Below are 17070 nucleotides of genomic sequence, written 5' to 3' on the forward strand. Positions count from 1 at the left end.
ATCGTCCCCATCAGCCGATAACCCGGATCGGCAGAATAGCAAAGGCTCTGATCAGCGAAAAGCCCGCCACCGGTCTCCCGGCGACGGGCTGATTTCAGAAGCTCAAGGGCTAGCGGTCCAGCTTGTCCCGGACGGCATCCTTCGCCTTTCCGACTTCCTTCTGAACCTTACCCTCGGCCTTGTCCATCTTGCCTTCGGCCTGAGTCTCACGGTCGCCCGTGACCTTGCCGGCGGCGTCCTTGATTGCGCCCTTGGCCTGCTTTGCAGCTCCGGCCACGCGATCCTTATCCATAGCGGATTCCTCCGGTTGCTACGGAGGGACAACAGGACGCCGGATCGCTGCGTTCCAAAAGCAGAGCCCGCCGCCGGTTACCCCGGGGCGGGCTCTGTTCGGGCGCACGACGTCACCCTGCATTTCGGTAATTGAGCATATCTCAGGCGAGAGCACAAGCCTCAGATGCGAGGCTATGCAGCCTCCTTCATCGCATCGACTGCAGATCGTCCCGCCGCCTTGATCCTCGGCGCCGAGCGCACCAGCGCGTCCAGCGCATCCCGAATCAGCGGAGCCGCGGAGACCGCCTTGGGCAACAGGGCCTCCACGTCCGCCGCCGGATCCGGACAAGCCAGCGAGAGCGCGATGCGGCAGCGGTGATCGAGCCTACCGAGAGCGGCGAGCGTCTCCCGGTACTGCGCCATGGTTCTCGCGAACGCTTCGGCATCGTCGGCGGACAGAGATCGCCCCTGGGGCTTCTGCACCATGCCGCGGGGAGCCGCGATCTGTCGGCCCACGCGCTCCATCAGGTCGGCATAGTCGAGCCCGGCGAGATACCGGCCGGTGGCGACGCCCGGCGCCTCCTTCTCGTCTTGCGCCAGCCGACCGAGTCGGTAGAGCGCGCCGAGCACCGTACCGCCGACTTGGTCACGCCAAGCGTCCTCGCCTCCACCGGTCGCCGATGCACGCTTCGCGGCGAGCTCTGGCGTGACGGGCTCGGCTGTTTCGCGGACCACCTGCCCGCTCGGATGCCGCGGCGCCGTGGCCCTCCGGGGGCGGCCTGGCCTTTTCCGACGTTTTGTCACGCTGCTTCTCCAAGATAGGTTGCCGCCATGCGCTCAGCATCCGGCATGGACGTTTCAGCGAGGCGGTAGATCTCCCTCGCCCTGTCCTTCTCGAGGCGCGTCAGGGCACGCTCGATCGCACGGGCAATCGCGCTGCCTGGCGGGAATTTCTGATCTCCCGAATCAAGGGGCTCGCTGGGCGGCCCGACGTCGTCGCTGGCCTTCATCAGCCAGGTTTTCATGAATGCCGTTGCGTCCCGGTGGCGCCGTCCCTTCGATGCTGTCCAGAGCTTCGCCTTTTCCACTTCCCGGCGGACATTGGCGTTTGGCGCCGCGGTTATGGCCCATGCCTCCAACTCGCCCATGTCGAGTTGATCGAGCGATGTCACCTTCTTCGACGAAAGGGGGCGAAGGGGGATATTCTGGCTTTTGGCTTCTGGGTGATGGGGTGGTTGCGATGCCGCCCTATCGACCACCCCAGGGGGTGGCCTACTTTCTTGTTTTCTTTCAGCAACTTGATGGCGACGCGAACCAGGCACTTTCGCACCGGTTCTCGCCGCTGTTTCGCCGTCCTTGCGCCGCTTCTCGTCCGTGGTCATCCGCCTGGAGTAGATCGTACCGTTGCGGGTTCGGCTGAACACTCCGGCTTGTTCCAGCTCTTGGGTCAGTGCCCGTACCTGGTCCACCGGAGCTCTGGCGAGCGCCGCAAGCTGCTCGTCACTCGGCTTCTTTCCGTTCACGAGAAGGTGCCCATATGGGTCGGCGCGATGCATGATCGCGAGCATCTCCATCCACAGACCACGGGCGGCCAGGCTACACATGCCCAGCAGCTGTTCCGCCTGCCAATCCGAGGGGAAGAACTTCATCCAGGGATGCTTGGCCGGCACGCTCAGCGCCTCCAATCCAGGTCGCTGAAGCGCTGGCGTTCCCCGTCCCAATGCGACCGGACGGTGCACTCCCGTCCGTGCCGGTTCTTGGCGACAATCAGTTCGGCCAGGCCGCGGATCTCCTGGGCCTGCTCCTCATAGGCTGTCTGCCGCGCCATGAACTTGACGCCGTCCTCTCCCTCCTTTCGTTCCGGCTCTCGCAGGTAGTACTCCGGCCGGTAGATGAACACGATCTGATCCGCATCCTGCTCGATCGAGCCGGAGTCGCGCAGGTCGCTCTTCAAGGGTCGCTTGTCATCGCGCTTCTCAACCTCGCGGGAGAGCTGCGACAGGGCAATGATCGGCACGTCCAGGTCCTTGGCCGCGAGCTTCAGGTCCCGGGTGATGCGGCTCACCTCCTCGACGCGGTTCCTGGTGTCGCCGCCGACCAGAAGCTGGATGTAGTCGACCACGATCAGCGCCAAGCCGCGCCGGCGCTGCAGGCGCCGTGCGCTGGCTACCATCGAGGCGACGGTCTTGTGGCGGCCGTCGTCGATCTCCATGGGAAGTTCCGCGATGTCCGCCGACACGGCGCAGATGCGGCGCCAATCCTCGGGAGTCAGCGGCCCACTCTGCTGCCGGTCGATCGGGATGCCGGTCCTGGCGGCAATGATCCGCTGCCCGATCTGCTCTCGGGACATCTCGTGGCTGTAGAAGGCGACGAAGCCGCCGGCCCTGGCCGTCGCCTCCGCCGCATTGATGGCTAGAGCGGTCTTGCCCATGCCCGGCCGCGCCGCATAGATGATCAGGTTGCCGTTCCGGGCGCCGCCCAGAGCCTTGTCGAGGTCGCCGACGCCGGTCGGCTTCCCGGCGATGGCGGCGTCCCCGCGCATCACCGCCTCCAGGTGCTGCAGGGTCGAGCGCATGACCGCACCCATGTCGCGCAGCCCCTTGTCACCGCCGCCGCGCTGCTCCAGGTCCGCCAGAGTAGTCTCGGCCTCGCGCAGGACGGCAGTGGCGTCCTTGCCTTCGACCGCCTGCAGGGCGAGCCGTTGTGATACGGTGATCAGGGCTCGGCGCATTGCCGTGTCGGCAATCTTCCGGGCGTAGCCGCTCAGCGTTCGGAGATCGGTGGCAGCCATGCTGCCCCGCATGGCGCCGATGGCGTTCTGCCACTCCTGCGCCCTGTCGCCGGCGCCCATGATGGTGATCAGGTCCGCTGTCGTCACCGGCGTGCCGCGGCTGTCGATCTCGATCAGCGCGCGGAACAGGGCGCCATAGCCCTCATCGTGGAAATCGTCCGGCCGCACGATCTCGGCGCATTCAGCCACGCGGCTGGGCGCCTGCAGCAGCCCCTCAAGGAGCCACTGCTCGGCTTCGATATCCTGCGGCGCGCCATCTGGCCGAAGCGGGATGACGGTCACGCTCAGAGCCTCCCCAGGGCAAGCACCCAAGCCAGCGTGTTGGCCTGGTTCCGGCTCAACTCTCCGCGCGAGAGTGCATCAAGGATGGCCTGCCTGGCGGCTCTCGGTCCCGCATTGGCCGCGATGCCGTAGATCTCGATCGACTTCGGGTCGGTCGGCGGCACCATCTCGGCAAGGGCCTTCAGCCGCTCGTCGAGGGCCTCCTGTGAGATCGCCTCCCCTCGTTCCGCGAACGGATCCGGCTCGTCATCAGGCAGGGTGCCGGCATCGCTCCAAGCCTCCGGCTCCAGAGGCCAGCGCATGATCTTCGCGATCATGACCATCGCCGCCGCTTCGATCTCCGCCAGTGTCGGATCCATCCCCCGGGCGATGGTGTCCAGTGCCCGGGCTAGCGCATCACCGACATGCTCGAAGTCGCCTGCACTCTCGCGCACTCCCTTACCAAGGGAGTGCTCCTCAAGCGGATGCTCGATATCGCGGGGCGTCATTGCCGAACCCTCCAGCTCCGGCGCCAGCGGGCCCTGCGCAGCAGGCGGAGGCGATAGGCCTTCCATCGCCTGGCACGCCAGTAGAACCAGTCCGAGAGGCCGGCACAGGTCCATTGCATGGCGGCGGCGATCAGACGGCGCATCGATCCTCGCGCTGTTGGAGGGCGGCGCGACGGGCGCGGACCATCTCGAGTTTGCGATCGGCGGCGGCTTCGACCTCCAGGAGGACGACAGCGGCACGCCGGCGGATTTCGTCGGCCTCGTGCGCCAGGATTGACGCGCGGTTGCCGTACCAGAGCCGCCGGGCTTGCGTGAACGAGATGCGCAGGCGCCGCGACGCCCTGCGGATGGAGCCCTTCACCGTCTCCCCGGGTTCCTCCGGATAGGCGGCCAAGCGCACCAGCTCGCGCATCTCATCAACGATGCCATCGGCCGCTGTCATTTCGGCGTAGCTCGGAACGAATTGTTCCGCGTCGCGGAACGGATGGGGTCGCATCTCGGAACGGCTCCTGCGCTATCGATTGAAGCGCAGGTGAGAGGGACTCCATGGACATTGGAACGCAGCAGATCGGAACCGATGGCGAGGGCGCTGACACGCCCTCCCCTCACGCCAGCATGGATCGCCCGGCGGCAATCGCCGGAGAGATCGGAAGCGTGCCGAGGGCGGCTCCCCAGCGCCCGGTACGGTTCCGGTGCGGCCGGGGTCGGACAGAATGGATCCGACCCCGGCGCGAGGTGGACCCGAGCGTTGGGGGACGAGCGATGCTGCCCCTGCAATGGGCGATCACCGACCTGATCCGCCGCCTCGGCATCGCCTTCGACGAGTTGCCTCACCGATGGCATAGGAAGCTTGTGGCCGTGTGACTGACGCGACACGCGTTGGCAACCCAATCCGCATTCACGGGAGCGCGTCATGCCGCGCGCTCCTCTGACCGGTCCGACACCGTCTCGCCGGCCTCGAAGAAATCTGCAGGCGACAAATCGATCCCAAGCCGCTTAGCAGCATCGAGGACGCCTTGCTGTCGTTTGGCGGGGATAACTCCGCTCTTTTTCCAGCTCTGAACAGTGGTCGCATGTCGATGCCCGAGGGTGCGAGCGAGGCTGCTCGCGCCGCCGAACTTGGCAATGATGGATCCTGCATGGCTCATAGCAACTGGATTACAATTTTTTTGCTATTCATATCAACGAATTTATCATTCGTCCGAGGCCGACGTGATTGACGAGGAAATTGCCTCTCAGATCGGGCAGGGTACTGCCACCATGAGAGCCTCACCCATCGCCCAACGCTTAAGACAGCTTCGCCAGCGCGCCGGCCTCACTATGCGTGAGATGGCAACCGAACTGGGCCTGAAAGGTCCATCTGGCTATAGATATTATGAAACCGAATCGGCTTTCACCCGGCCATTCTTACCGATGGAGATGGCCCCAGCACTGCGCAAGCTTTTAATTGGCAAAGGGAGCCCTCCAGTCACCGCCTCGGACGTCGACGCCCTCTTTGGCACAACCTACGAAGACACGAGAGGAGATAATCGAGCAACCTTTACTGATCTTTTTAACCGAATAGTTGAACCGGCTCGCGACTCAGCAACACGCACTATCAAGAGGCGCCTCCTTATCTACATGTCATCTTATCTAGACAAGCATCCTGACATTATTAGATCTAATATAACATATTATCAGTTTCTCAATTTAGCACTCATGATGCACGATCTTTTCTTAAGAAGCGCCGATGAGGTCATGATGAAAACTCCATCGACTAGAGCCTCTGATCCCTTTGCAGCGGAACCGGATGAGCTAAATCAGGATCTTTTCTATATGGCGAGACTGCTCATTCGACACGGGATCGGGACCGACGCCTACACCGACCTCTACGATGCTAAGCTAGGTGATGGCAGCGGGACGAGTTGACATTTACAAAATTTTTGTCATTGTAGCTTCGTCAGCCACCGCTGACCGCCCTCAGAGGCGCCCACCTGGGGAGGCAAGACAATGCCGCGTGACGTCATCACAGAGCCAACCACGAACCCTGTCGTTCTGCCGCTGCCCGGCAGCGCCCATGATGATCCCAACGAGTATATCGACGGGCTGCTGAACATGGGCTGGGATTTCTCCCTCTACCAATACGAGGACGGCGAGAGGTGGCCGGCCGATCACTGGGACTTCCGCAGGTCAATGGCTCTCGGCTACCGCGGGGATCGTTTGGAGGCGGACTCCCAAAACGCGCGTCATGATGCCCTCACAGAAAAATGGCTCGCGACACCCGAGCGACGCGAACGCGTGTTCGACGAACTGCTGCGCCGCGGATACAAGATCGAACCGAAGCGGAAGCACTGGCCGCTTCCAACCCGCGAGCAGTTCGACGCCGTGGCGTGGATTTCTGAAGCGCGGACTGCGGGGATCGGTCTCTCCATCGGCGCATGGAACGAGCTGAAGTTCGATCTCTCGAATGCGGCCCCAGGCGCCTACGAGAGACTGATCCACGGCGAAACGAGCGGGATCGCCATGTGGAGGGAGGCGGTGAAGATCGAGCTTCGCGGCGGCAACAACAGGGCTGCCGCCTGACGACCTGCGATGACCGCCATGACCGGAGCGGCTGAGTCTTATTCAGCGGCTCCGGCCATGAGGCGGCCAACTCCAGGCCACGGCTCCGTTTCATCTTCGAGACCATCCGAGCATCACCGCATGGATTGCATCACGATCGTCATCCTCGCCGGCGTCGCCTGCATCGCTCTCGGCATCGGGGCGGGCTACTGGCTGGGCGCCAACGCCCTGCCGCCGATGTAGGAGCGTCCGGATGGTCGCCTCCCCACCGTCGCGAGCCGCCGGCCTTCCAGACGACATGCCCCTTGCCGAGGTGGCTGCGCGACTCGGAAAATCCCGCCGCTGGCTGGAAGGGCGTCTCGCCGAAGATGGGCGGAAGAGGCCCGGACAGCAGCGGCTGCAGCACCACCACTATGTCGGGGCGAGCCGCCGATGGGACGAAAGCGAGTACCAGGCGCTCCGGGAGGCGATCTGGCAGGAAGACACCGCAAAGCGCCGCCTGGCCCCCGCATCGTCGAGCGGGCGGGGCACTGGTACGTCATCGGCACACTTCGGGTTGATGGACGCTCAGTCCGCATTCGCCGCAGTACTCAGCTTCCGGCCCGGCCTGAATTCCGGAGCGATGCCGATGCCCTCCGGGACAGGTGGTGCACCACGATCCGGCGGGAAGTCGTCCACGGCGTCAAGCCGACCGTCGCGCTCTCGGTTGCGGCCTACCAGTACCTGAACCGACCGCGAACCCGGCCGCTGAACGGCTTCGACGTCAGCGTCGTCAAGGAGATCACCGCCCGCTTCCCACGGGATGACCTCGCCGCGATCTCCGACGAGCGATGGAACCGCTTCATCGACAAGCGCCAGGCCGGCAACAAGCCGCAGACCCGCGAACGCTACCTCGATGCCGTTTTCACCTTCCTGAATTGGTGTGCCGAGTCGCCGCGGGAGTGGATCACCCGCCTGCCGGCGATCGACCGGGACAGCGAGGCGCGAAAGCCGAAAAGCCCCAGCCGCCGCCGAGTCGTCGACCTCCGGCCCGACCTTATCGCGCTGATGATCGAGAACGCGTGGTGGCATATGCGCCCCCAGCTCGCCGTCGAGTGGTCGACCGGCGCCCGGGTGAGTTCGATCGTCCACGGCTGCCGGGTGTGCGATGCCGTCCTCGTCCACGGCCGCGGGCAGATCACGTTCCACGACACCAAGAACGGCGACTCGGTGACCGCCGCGCTGCACGATTGGGCGGTTGATGCTGTCCTGGCCTACCTGGAGCGGCGCGGTGCCATCAAGAGCCGCGAAGAGCCGCTGTTCCTGACCGACGTGGGCAAGCCATACAGCCGGAAAGGCTACGAGGCTGGGATGGGTGGTCAGAACAAGACGGCCTATCGCGGGATGCGCTGCCGGACGGTCAAGGTACTGCTGCGCCGCTCGGTACTGGCCAGGCGCGCCGGAGACCCTCCGGCAGCTCGCCAGCACCGGGAGGACGCCCGCCTCGTCGCCCAGGTCACCCAGCACTGGTTCCGGCACAAGCTGTCGACCACTCTGCTATCGCAGGGCACCGACCTTCGCACCGTCATGTCGCAGGGTGGCTGGCGGGATCCGCGCTCCGCTCTGCGGTATGCCCATACGGTGACGAGCGTGCAGCGCGCGGCGGTCGATGCGCTGCCGATTGGAATCGATGGCGTGACGTCGGCCTCAAAGGTCCAAAAATCAGCAACTTAGCCGACGTTGTATTCCAAGATATATGCCGAAATGTTGTTTCCGACACTACATATCGGGTGAAGTCCAGTAGATGTGATTTGTGGCAAGTTCACCACAAGCCATTGCTACAGTGCCGGCAATGCGGTATCTTTCCGCTCTGAAACGACAAGCGCCCCATCCTCACGAATGGGGCGCTCATGTGGCCGGGTGGCAGAATGGTTATGCGACCCGCCTGGAAAGCTCGTAGATGTCGGTTCGATTCCGACCCCGGCCTCGTACTAGGGCGCTTCCGCAAGGAGGCGCCCTTCTTCTTTTCGTGCCTGGCATCCTGCCTGGAATAGGCCTTGACGTCAAGGCGCGAATTCGTAACGAATCCGAGTCGAATTCGAGTCACTAGAGGGCCATCGTGTGGCTCAGGGCAAATCCCCGACGACGCGGAAGAGCATCACGTTCAACGTGGCTACGCTGAAGTACCTCGAAGCGCTCGCTGCCACGGGCACCCACGGAAGCGATGTCGTGTCAGTTGCGCGGACGCTGGTCGAGAACGGCATCCGGGACGCGATCAAGGACGGGTTTCTGAAGGTGCAGGAGTTCGAATGAGGGCTGCGATTGACCCATCTTTGACACAGGCGAAGCGTTCGCCGCGAAAATCCAAGTGATATCAAGCCTCTCCGGGCCAGGGTTCCCGACGTTGACATCGTAGGGGTCACTGGTTCAATCCCAGTCGCGCCCACCACCGGACCTCCCACCATCAGCAGATTGCTGGCTTAGGACGCGTTGGCCCCTCGCGGGCGAGGTGCGACTTCGGCACGCCTATCCCGCCTCCACCTCCAAAATCCCCACCCGCGACTCGATCTCCACGGCCGACACCACCCCCTCCGCCTGTTCGATCTCGCGGAAGCAGCGATACATGCCGTCGTTGAAGCGGATGTCGTCGAACACCAGGATCCAGGGGCTGGCGATGCGGGCGAGCAGCAGCTCGGCCTGCGCCTTGACGATGTCGCCGACATGGATGCCGTCGATGAAGGCGATGCCCGGGCGGCCGAAGCGGATCCGCGCCGCCCCGAACCCGGCCTCGAAGGTGTCGGCGACCGCGGTGAAGCGCGGGCTGATCGCGGCCAAGTTGGCGCGCGCGATCTCCTGCCACTGCCGGTTCGGGTCGAAGGTGACCAGCCGGCCGCGGCGGTTGGCCTGCAGGCCGGCCAGCCAGTACATGCCGGAGACGCCGAAGGCGGTGCCGATCTCCACCACCGTCCAGGGCCGAAACCGGCGCGCCAGCTGGACATAGACCCGGCCGTATTTGTGGCTGGTGCGGACGCTGTTGCTGGACCGCTTGAAGCTGTCCTCGGCCGCGGTGAAGCTGCGATAGCCCTCCCACAGGTCGAGCGGGCCCATCTCCTGCGTCAGCCGGGCGCGCTCGGCGATCAGCGGCTCCCTGGCGAAGGGGCGGGGGCGGACCAGCTCTGCCACCCGCGCCTCGGTCAGGAAGGCCGTGTCCCGCTTGCGGCGGACCACGGCCAGCGGCGCCGGCCCGGGTTCCCCCATCAGGCGGCCAGCGGGAACGGGCAGGCCTGGCGCAGCGCCGCCAGGTCCGGCATCCGCTCGGGGATGTACTGGCACAGCCGGGCGTGGTCCGGGGTGACCGTGCCCAGCTCCGCCAGGTCGAAGGGCGCGACATCCTTCAGCCCGACCGAGGCGAAGTAGTCCTCGAACTTGGTGTTGCCGCCCGGGATCTGGGTCTCGCTGGTCGACATCACCGCCCAACCGACCGGGATGCCGTAGGCCTGCGCCACGATCAGCCCGTGCAGCGAGGTCGAGATGATGTGCTCGCACTCCGACACCTCGTCGAGGAAGGCCTCGATGCCGTCATAGGAGCCGCGCATGATGTCGATCACCTTGACGTCCGGATGCACCTCCAGCGGCGCCGCGACATGGGTGAAGTGCCGGATCAGGCCCAGCTTGTGCTTTTTAACGCCCTTCGGCTGGTACAGCTGCGGCAGCAGCAGGGCGACGTCGCCATAGATCTGCGGGCACTTGCCGCCGCTGTCGAGCACCAGGCGCCGGGTCAGCGGGCCGCGCACCGCCTTGTACACCGCCTGCGGGTGCAGCTTGTCGGTCAGGCGCGGGCTGCCCGTGCCCCAGACCGGCGTGCCCTTCTTGGCGAATTTGATCACCGAGCCGATGACCAGGGCGCCGCTGCCCGCCGCCACCCAGCGCGGCGCGCGGCCGGTCAGCCTCTCGACGATATAGGGGTTCAGGATGTCGCCGAAATTGCCGGGATAGGGCTGCTCCATCCACCACAGCTGGGGCCGCTGCTTCAGCGGCAGGCCACCGGCCTTGGCCCGCTCCTCCAGACCCAGCCGCAGCATCCGGCCCTGGGCGAAGGCCTTGGCCTTGGCGGTGCCGTGCTCCGCCAGCTCGGCGGCGTAGCGCTGCCCCTCCTCCGGCAGATGGAACTCGATGCAGAAATCGACGACGCGCTGCAGCAGGGTGGACAGGCGGTCGCTGTACTCGCCCTCCTGCCGCAGCTGGCCGATCCGGCCCTCATAGAGGGCCAGGGCCGCCTGCTCGCCCTCCTGCCGGCGGGCGACGCGGGCCAGGGTGTTCAGCGGGTCGTCCTGCGACGGGTCCAGCTCGGTCATCTTCTTCAGATAGACCGCGGCGTTCTGCATCTTGCCGGCCTTCAGCTCCTGCTCGGAGATGGCCTTGAGCACGCGGTACTGGCGCGTCGGCTCCAGGATCGGCGCATCGTGCTGCGCCACCTCCTTGACGAAGTCGCGGACATTGCCGCTGTCGCCGAAGGAGAACCAGGCGTCGGCGGCGCCCAGCTTCTCGCCCCAGGCCAGGCGCTTCGGCGGCAGCAGCGTGACCTGCAGCTGCTCGGAATGCGCCCGCCAAGCCTCCTCGAAGAAATAGTCGTCGGTGCCGCGCTCCTTGCTGGTCTTCTCCAGCTCCACCAACTGCTCCAGCAGCCGCCGCACCGGCGGGGTGTAGTTGAAGAACAGGAACCCGGGGTGGAACGTGCGGGCGAAGATGAACGGGTCGTACTCCCGGAAATACTTGAAGTTCCTCAGGAAGGCCGCGAAATCGCTCTCGCAGTTCAGGAACGGGTCCGGCCGCTTGATGATCCGGGTGTCGATGTCGACCCAGATGATCGGCCGCTTGTACTCCTCCAGCTTGCGGGAATAGTAGTTGACCTTGTAGCGGCAGATGTCGGCCCAGTTGGCGTCGGGGCCGAGCTTCACCTCCTCGAAATCATGCTCGATGTCGAGCTTCTTGCAGTCCTCGGCCAGGTTGTAGGCCGAGTCGTAGTAGTACTGCTTGCCGCCATAGAAGCTGACGACAACGGCTTCCTTAGCCATGGTGCGGATCCTCGAGCTGCAGCAGCAGGGTGGTCTCGTCGAGCTGGCTGATCTCGTAGATCGGCCGTTCGACCAAATCGGACTCGGCGACGGTGAAGATGCGCCGGCCCTCCCGGGCGATCTCGGAGCCGAGGAAGGCGTCGATGGCGTTGCGCACCGCCGGCAGGTCCGGCGCCTCGAGGATCACATGCGGCGAGCGCGACCGGAGGGCGCGGACGCAGTCGGCCCGGTCGCGCGCCGCCTGGCCCGACAGGCGCAGCCGCACCAGGGCGGCGGCGTCGCAGGCCTTGGACAGCTGCGTCGGATCGGCGGCGTCGCACAGCTCGATCGCCGCCTGGTCGCCCTGGCCGTTGAGGGCCCGGTACTGCTGCAGGATCGGCTCGCCCTTGCTCTTCTCATAGGCCACCGACACCGACCCGGCCTTGGAGACGAGACTGCCGAAGGCCGAGGCGAAGTAGAGGAAGCCGGGGTCGAGATCGACCACCTTGTCGCCGGGCTTCAGCACCTTGGCGGCGCAGGCCAGGGTGCTGTTGCGCCAGCGCCGGGCCTCGATCTCCTGCAGCTCGACCTCGGCGCCGTCGACCGGCACCGCCAGCTGCACGGCATCGGACGTCCGGACGACGACGTGGTCCGGCAGCACGATCTCCTGGTTCTTCGACGGCTCCGCGGCCACGGGCGGCGCGTCGGCCTCGTCGAAGGCCGGCGCGGCCTTCGCCGCCGGCGCCGGGTCGATCGCCGGCGCCTCCACCGCGACCACCGGCCTGCGGTCGAAGGCGGCCGCGAACTGATCGACATTGTCGCGCGCGCCGGCGATGGCCGCCGCCCGCTCCTCGTCGCTGACCGGCTGCGCGAACTCGATGGCGTCGCCGATGCGCAGGTTGCGGTTGGCGGCGTCGAGCAGGATCGCGGCCCGGGTCAGCGACGGGAACCGCTCGGCCAGGGCCCGGCCGCTCTTGCTGGTCGGGCCGCAGACCTGGATCAGCGGCGTCCGCCCCATCACCGAGAACAGCAGCCCGTGGAAGCGTGAGCTGACCACCAGCCCGGCCGAGCCGTACAGGTCCATCACCGCCGAGACGTCGTAATCGGCCGCCTTGACCACCTGGATCTCGCGCCGCTGCCGCAGCCGCTCATAGATCGCCTCGTCATCGACCGAATGGATGACGCCGACCACTTTGTTATACCCCCGGCCGAGCGAGTCGAGCGTCTCGTCGAGATAGGCGTCGATGGTGCTGTCGCGCTTGGCCAGCCAGCTTTCCAGGCTGTGGCTGAGCGACAGCACGGCCAGGCCGGGATCGCGCCGCACCGGCACCGGCCGCGGCCCGTCGGCCAGCAGCAGGGCGAGATCGCCGGTGGTGTGGACATTCTTCAGCCCGACCGTCTCGGTCAGCAGGGTGGCGTCGCTGCGCTCGCGCACCGTCACCAGCCGCGCCAGGGACAGCGCGTCCTTGAAGGCGGCGGCGCCGAGCGTGGTGCGGATGCCCTGGGTGCCGACGCCGAGCACGGCGGAGGGAATGCCGCGCTCATAGGCGTAGCGGATCGGCGCGGTGTAGTTCGAGACGTTGCTGAAGCTGCTGTCATAGAGCAGCCCGCCGCCGCCGATCACCACCAGGTCGGCGCTGTCGATGACGGCGTAGTCGGGGTTGGGCCCGACGAGGTCGACCGCGTCGAAGCCGTTGCGGTACAGCACCTCGCGGGCGCCGAAGCTGACCGCGTCGTCGCCGACATTGCCGACGCCGAAGGCAGAGACCACCACCGCCCGCCGGCCGGCATGTCGTTGCCGCACCCCGGTGTCGCGCTTGACGTAGTCCAGCACCGGCTGGGTGTGGCGGCGCCGGGTGACGTCGAGCGCCGATCGGGCGGCGCCGGCGGCGTGCCGGGCGAAGACGACGAAGACCTCGTTGGCGTGCAGCACGTCGCCATGCATCACCAGCGCCTGCAGCACCTGCCGCGGCAGGCGGGGCATCAGCCCCTTGTGCACGATGGCGTGGTCCGGGATCGGCGATTTCAGCTGGGTCACGGCGCTGTACGGAATGATCCGGGCATTGGCCAGGGCATTCGACAGGGCTTCGAACAGATAGTCCGGAACGAGGACTTCATCACCCGACGCCAGCTTCAGCGCCGCGATCATGTCCTTGTGGTGCTTATCCACGGGGCCCCTCCAGGAATCCGGTTTGGACAAGGGGTCTCGGACAGCCTTCCGGGATTCCGGCGCAGTGCAGACAAAGGTTTTCCGCGTCCCGCCGGGCCGTGGCCGGGCGGGTTCAGTGGCCGTCATCCCTGGAAAGCGCGGAAGTCGGCGCTATGGGGCGTCGTGTCTCGGTCTGGGACGCCGGCGGTCGCTCGTTTCCATCTGATTCCCCTTCACTCAGGCACGCGGCCGTATCGACCGGCCGTCCGGACACCGCCGGACAGACCAATGATCGCGACCGCTTCCCCGGGTTTGAGATCCCAGATGAGGCGCGATGGCATTGGAGCATCACGCGCCGGACAGGTTTTAGCACCTATCCTTGGGGTTATACGGCCGCAGGCCACTCAATCCTTTTGACATCGTTCATCTGGAGGTGCAACCAGTAATTCGTCTGCTGATTTCATGAGCATAAGGATAATAATTTATTTTATTTATCTTTTAATCGAAAATCTGACACGCAACCTCATTGCTCTTTATTTAAGCATCGCCGCTCATGTTCCTACATTGGATCGAAGCGATGGGTGCGACAAGCTTTCATTCCCAAATCTTCCTAGGAGAGCGTCGCTCTCCAGCACCGGACGCGGGATAATGGGGTTTCCCGCAGATCAGGCGGCCGCCTTGCGCTCCAGGCGCCGGATCGCGTCGGCCAGCGGCCGGGCAGCCTCGTCATAGCCGTCCCAGGCGGAGCTCTTCGCCAGCAGCCCGGGTGCGGTGCGCAGGGTGTAGCGCTTGGGGTCGAGCCCCTTGCGCACCTGGTCCCAGGTCAGCGGCATCGACACCGTCGCCCCCGGCCGGGCGCGCGGCGACAGCGGCGCCACTGCGGTCGACATCCGGTCGTTGCGCAGATAGTCGAGGAAGATCCGGCCCTGGCGCTTGGCCTTGGCCATGTTGACGAGGTAGCGGTCCGGCGCGTCGCCGGCCATGCGCACGCAGACCTCCTTGGCGAAGCCCTTGGCCGCCGCCCAGTCCGGCCCGCCGGCGCGCGCCGCGGCCAGCGGCACCACCACATGCAGCCCCTTGCCGCCGGTGGTCTTGCAGAAGGTGACGAGGCCGAGAGCCTCCAGCCGCTCCTTCAGCTCGCGCGCCGCCTCGATCACCGCGTCGAAGCCCAGGCCGGGGCCGGGGTCGAGGTCGAACACCAGCCGGCCGGGACGGTCGGGAACGCCGGGCCAGCAGTTCCAGGGGTGCAGCTCCAGCCCGCCGGACTGCGCCACCGCCGCCAGCCCCTCGATCCGGTCGATCTGGATATAGGGCTTGCGGTCGCCGGACACGCGCACCAGCGAGATCAGGCTGGACGTGCCGGGCATGGCGTGGCGCTGGAAGAAGATCTGGCCGCCGATCCCGTCCGGCGCGCGCAGCACCGAGCAGGGGCGGCCCTTGATGTGCGGCAGCATCCAGGGGCCGACCGCCTCCAGATACAGCGCCAGATCGTGCTTGGTCACCGGCTCGCCATCGCCGGCATCGGGCCACAGCGCCTTGTCGGCCTTCGACAGGGCGACGCCCATCACGGTCGCCTTCGACGCGCCGCGGCGCCGCGCCGGCTTCGCCGGCACCGGCTCCGCCAGCTCGGTCTCGGCGGCCGGCGCCGGGGCTTCGGCCTCGACCTCCGCGGCCGGCTTGTCCTCGCGCAGCCCCTTGAACGAAGCCTGGCGCACCATGCCGGAGCCGGTCCAGCCGGCGAACTCGACCTCGGCCACCAGCTCCGGCCGGGCCCAATGCACGTTGCGCTCCTTCCGCGGCGCGCCGGGGCCGGTGAAGGGCGAGGCGTCGGCTTCGACCGCCTTCAGCCGCGGCACCAGCCGCTCCACCTTGGCGGCGCCGTAGCCGGTGCCGACCCGGCCGATATAGACCAGATGGTCGCCGCGGCGGACGCCAACGAGCAGGGAGCGGAAATGGTTGCCGGTGGTCGACCAGCCGCCGATCACCACCTCCTGCCCGCCGCGGCACTTGGCCTTGGTCCAGCGGTCGCTGCGGCCGGACTGGTAGGCGGCGTCGAGGCGCTTGGAGATGATGCCTTCGAGATGCAGCCGGCAGGCGGAACGCAGCACGGCCTCGCCCGCCTCCTCGAAATGGTCGACATAGCGGATCGGCGTGGTGGCGTCGCAGCCCTGCTCCTGCAGAAGCGCGCTCAGCCGGTCCTTGCGCGCGGCCAGCGGCTCCGGCCGCCAGTCGCGGTCGCCCTCATGCAGCAGGTCGAAGGCGAAGAAAATCAGGTCGCCGCTGCGCCCTTCCGACAGCGCCACCTGCAGGGCTGGGAAGTTCGGATGGCCGTCCTCGTCCAGCGCCACCGCCTCGCCGTCAATGATGCAGTCCGGCCAGCCCTTCGCCGCGTCGGCGGTGGCCTGGAAGCGATGCGTCCAGTCCAGCCCCTTGCGCGTCTTCAGCGTGGCCGTGCCGCCTTCGATCCGCAGCTGCAGGCGGTAGCCGTCGAACTTGATCTCATGCGCCCAGCCCGGCCCGCCGGGCGGCCGGTCGACCGAAACGCACAGCTCCGGCGGGATGAAATCCGGCATCGCCGAGGCGGCGGCCTTCCTGCGGCGGGGCGCCGGCGCCAGCGTCTTGGCCACCGCCTGCTCCGGCTTCGCATTCGAATCCCAGACCGCATTCGCCCGCACCGTCTTGCGGCCGCCCAGCATGAATGGCTTCGGGCCACGGCCGCGCCCGCCGGCGATCTCCGCCATGGCCCGGCCGGAGGCGACGGACCGGTCCTCGGCCAGCACCGCATCGCCTTCGGCCTCGACCGCATGCTCGTCGCGATGCTTGATCAGCAGCCAGTTGGTGCGCTTGCCGCGGGTGCGGTCCCGCCTCAGCCGCACCAGCACCCAGCTGCCGTGCAGCCGGTCGCCTTCCAGCGAGAACTTCAGCTCGCCCTTCGCCAGCTGCTGCTGCGGCGAGGCGCGGCCTTCCGGCGCCCAGAAGCCGCGATCCCACAGCTGGACCGTGCCGCCGCCATACTGCCCCTTCGGGATCGTGCCCTCGAAATCGCCATAGGCCAGCGGATGATCCTCGACCTCCACCGCCAGGCGCTTGTCATGCGGGTCGAGCGACGGCCCCTTGGTCACCGCCCAGGACTTGAACACGCCGTCGAGCTCCAGCCGCAGGTCGTAATGCAGCCGGGTCGCCGCGTGCTTCTGGATGACGAAGCGCAGCCGGTCCGACGGGGCGACGCCGCTCGCGTCGCTCGGTTCCGACGTCTTCTCGAAGTCGCGCTTTTGCCGATAGGTCGACAGGCTGTCCTTGGCCATCGCCTTCGCCCGAAAGTTGCGTCGTCTTGACGAACGATGCGCGCGACGCAGCGGTTCCGGAAGCCCCTTGCCCGCATCAGGCTAGCGCGGCGCCCAGTCGCCCTCCTGCACCCCGGGCATGGCCAGCAGCCTCTCGACCGCCGGCGGCAGCCCGTTGTCGGCCAGGTAGCCGCGCCAGAACACGTCGTAGCGCAACGTCCGGGCCCCG

14 protein-coding genes and 1 tRNA gene are annotated in these 17070 nt (G+C 66.6%); 5 read left to right on the forward strand and 10 right to left on the reverse strand.

Annotated features, from left to right (window positions below):
- Window positions 1-109 precede the first annotated feature (109 nt).
- The 6 genes from ABDW35_RS05530 to ABDW35_RS05555 all read right to left on the reverse strand — a co-directional run bounded on the left by ABDW35_RS05530 (window position 110) and on the right by ABDW35_RS05555 (window position 4330).
- Window positions 110-292: a CsbD family protein gene (locus ABDW35_RS05530; protein ID WP_343712856.1), complete on the reverse strand. Its 183-nt coding sequence runs from the start codon at window positions 290-292 to the stop codon at window positions 110-112.
- A gap of 173 nt (window positions 293-465) precedes the next feature.
- Window positions 466-1008 carry a hypothetical protein gene (locus ABDW35_RS05535; RefSeq protein WP_343712857.1) on the reverse strand — a complete coding sequence of 181 codons (543 nt, stop codon included), beginning with the start codon at window positions 1006-1008 and terminating at the stop codon, window positions 466-468.
- 65 nt (window positions 1009-1073) lie between these two features.
- Window positions 1074-1922, reverse strand: a complete 849-nt coding sequence (locus tag ABDW35_RS05540; protein WP_343712858.1) for a hypothetical protein — start codon at window positions 1920-1922, stop codon at window positions 1074-1076.
- Window positions 1923-1945: 23 nt separating this feature from the next.
- The gene (locus tag ABDW35_RS05545) at window positions 1946-3346 is read right to left on the reverse strand and encodes a replicative DNA helicase (RefSeq protein ID WP_343712859.1); all 1401 of its coding nucleotides are present in this window, start codon (window positions 3344-3346) and stop codon (window positions 1946-1948) included.
- Between the two features lie 2 nt (window positions 3347-3348).
- Entirely contained in the window at window positions 3349-3834 is a 486-nt protein-coding gene (locus ABDW35_RS05550) for a hypothetical protein (protein WP_343712860.1), read from the reverse strand.
- A gap of 130 nt (window positions 3835-3964) precedes the next feature.
- Entirely contained in the window at window positions 3965-4330 is a 366-nt protein-coding gene (locus ABDW35_RS05555; RefSeq protein WP_343712861.1) for a hypothetical protein, read from the reverse strand.
- A 716-nt stretch (window positions 4331-5046) separates the two neighbouring features.
- Here ABDW35_RS05555 and ABDW35_RS05560 point away from each other — a divergent pair.
- The 5 genes from ABDW35_RS05560 to ABDW35_RS05580 all read left to right on the forward strand — a co-directional run bounded on the left by ABDW35_RS05560 (window position 5047) and on the right by ABDW35_RS05580 (window position 8667).
- Window positions 5047-5742, forward strand: coding sequence for a helix-turn-helix transcriptional regulator (locus ABDW35_RS05560; RefSeq protein ID WP_343712862.1), 696 nt, complete (start codon window positions 5047-5049; stop codon window positions 5740-5742).
- Window positions 5743-5823: 81 nt separating this feature from the next.
- The gene (locus tag ABDW35_RS05565; RefSeq protein ID WP_343712863.1) at window positions 5824-6396 is read left to right on the forward strand and encodes a hypothetical protein; all 573 of its coding nucleotides are present in this window, start codon (window positions 5824-5826) and stop codon (window positions 6394-6396) included.
- A 411-nt stretch (window positions 6397-6807) separates the two neighbouring features.
- Window positions 6808-8088: a tyrosine-type recombinase/integrase gene (locus tag ABDW35_RS05570; protein WP_343712864.1), complete on the forward strand. Its 1281-nt coding sequence runs from the start codon at window positions 6808-6810 to the stop codon at window positions 8086-8088.
- A 180-nt stretch (window positions 8089-8268) separates the two neighbouring features.
- Window positions 8269-8341, forward strand: a tRNA-Ser gene (locus ABDW35_RS05575).
- A gap of 134 nt (window positions 8342-8475) precedes the next feature.
- Window positions 8476-8667 carry a hypothetical protein gene (locus ABDW35_RS05580; RefSeq protein WP_343712865.1) on the forward strand — a complete coding sequence of 64 codons (192 nt, stop codon included), beginning with the start codon at window positions 8476-8478 and terminating at the stop codon, window positions 8665-8667.
- A gap of 213 nt (window positions 8668-8880) precedes the next feature.
- On the opposite strand, the gene ABDW35_RS05585 is transcribed toward ABDW35_RS05580, so the two are convergent.
- The 4 genes from ABDW35_RS05585 to ligD all read right to left on the reverse strand — a co-directional run bounded on the left by ABDW35_RS05585 (window position 8881) and on the right by ligD (window position 16862).
- A complete protein-coding gene (locus ABDW35_RS05585) occupies window positions 8881-9612 on the reverse strand; it encodes a class I SAM-dependent methyltransferase (RefSeq protein WP_343712866.1) in 732 nt (243 codons plus the stop codon).
- Complete coding sequence (locus ABDW35_RS05590; protein WP_343712867.1) at window positions 9612-11429, reverse strand: polysaccharide pyruvyl transferase family protein; 1818 nt, start codon at window positions 11427-11429, stop codon at window positions 9612-9614. Before ABDW35_RS05590 ends, ABDW35_RS05585 begins: the two co-directional genes overlap by 1 nt.
- Window positions 11422-13578 (reverse strand): polysaccharide pyruvyl transferase family protein, encoded by a 2157-nt coding sequence (locus tag ABDW35_RS05595; protein WP_343712868.1) that lies wholly within the window; start codon window positions 13576-13578, stop codon window positions 11422-11424. Before ABDW35_RS05595 ends, ABDW35_RS05590 begins: the two co-directional genes overlap by 8 nt.
- A gap of 644 nt (window positions 13579-14222) precedes the next feature.
- On the reverse strand, window positions 14223-16862 hold the full coding sequence (gene ligD / locus ABDW35_RS05600; RefSeq protein ID WP_343712869.1) for a DNA ligase D: 2640 nt from the start codon (window positions 16860-16862) through the stop codon (window positions 14223-14225).
- Window positions 16863-17070 lie beyond the last annotated feature (208 nt).

This window comes from Inquilinus sp. (genome assembly GCF_039594555.1).
Classification (GTDB): Bacteria; Pseudomonadota; Alphaproteobacteria; order DSM-16000; family Inquilinaceae; genus Inquilinus.

Excerpts from the sequence above, each read along its gene's own strand:
- ABDW35_RS05530 (WP_343712856.1), bottom strand. The coding sequence starts at position 292 with ATGGATAAGGATCGCGTGGCCGGAGCTGCAAAGCAGGCCAAGGGCGCA.
- ABDW35_RS05540 (WP_343712858.1), bottom strand. The coding sequence starts at position 1,922 with ATGAAGTTCTTCCCCTCGGATTGGCAGGCGGAACAGCTGCTGGGCATG.
- ABDW35_RS05550 (WP_343712860.1), bottom strand. The coding sequence starts at position 3,834 with ATGACGCCCCGCGATATCGAGCATCCGCTTGAGGAGCACTCCCTTGGT.
- ABDW35_RS05555 (WP_343712861.1), bottom strand. The coding sequence starts at position 4,330 with ATGCGACCCCATCCGTTCCGCGACGCGGAACAATTCGTTCCGAGCTAC.
- ABDW35_RS05565 (WP_343712863.1), top strand. The coding sequence starts at position 5,824 with ATGCCGCGTGACGTCATCACAGAGCCAACCACGAACCCTGTCGTTCTG.
- ABDW35_RS05570 (WP_343712864.1), top strand. The coding sequence starts at position 6,808 with ATGGGACGAAAGCGAGTACCAGGCGCTCCGGGAGGCGATCTGGCAGGA.
- ABDW35_RS05585 (WP_343712866.1), bottom strand. The coding sequence starts at position 9,612 with ATGGGGGAACCCGGGCCGGCGCCGCTGGCCGTGGTCCGCCGCAAGCGG.
- ABDW35_RS05590 (WP_343712867.1), bottom strand. The coding sequence starts at position 11,429 with ATGGCTAAGGAAGCCGTTGTCGTCAGCTTCTATGGCGGCAAGCAGTAC.
- ligD (WP_343712869.1), bottom strand. The coding sequence starts at position 16,862 with ATGGCCAAGGACAGCCTGTCGACCTATCGGCAAAAGCGCGACTTCGAG.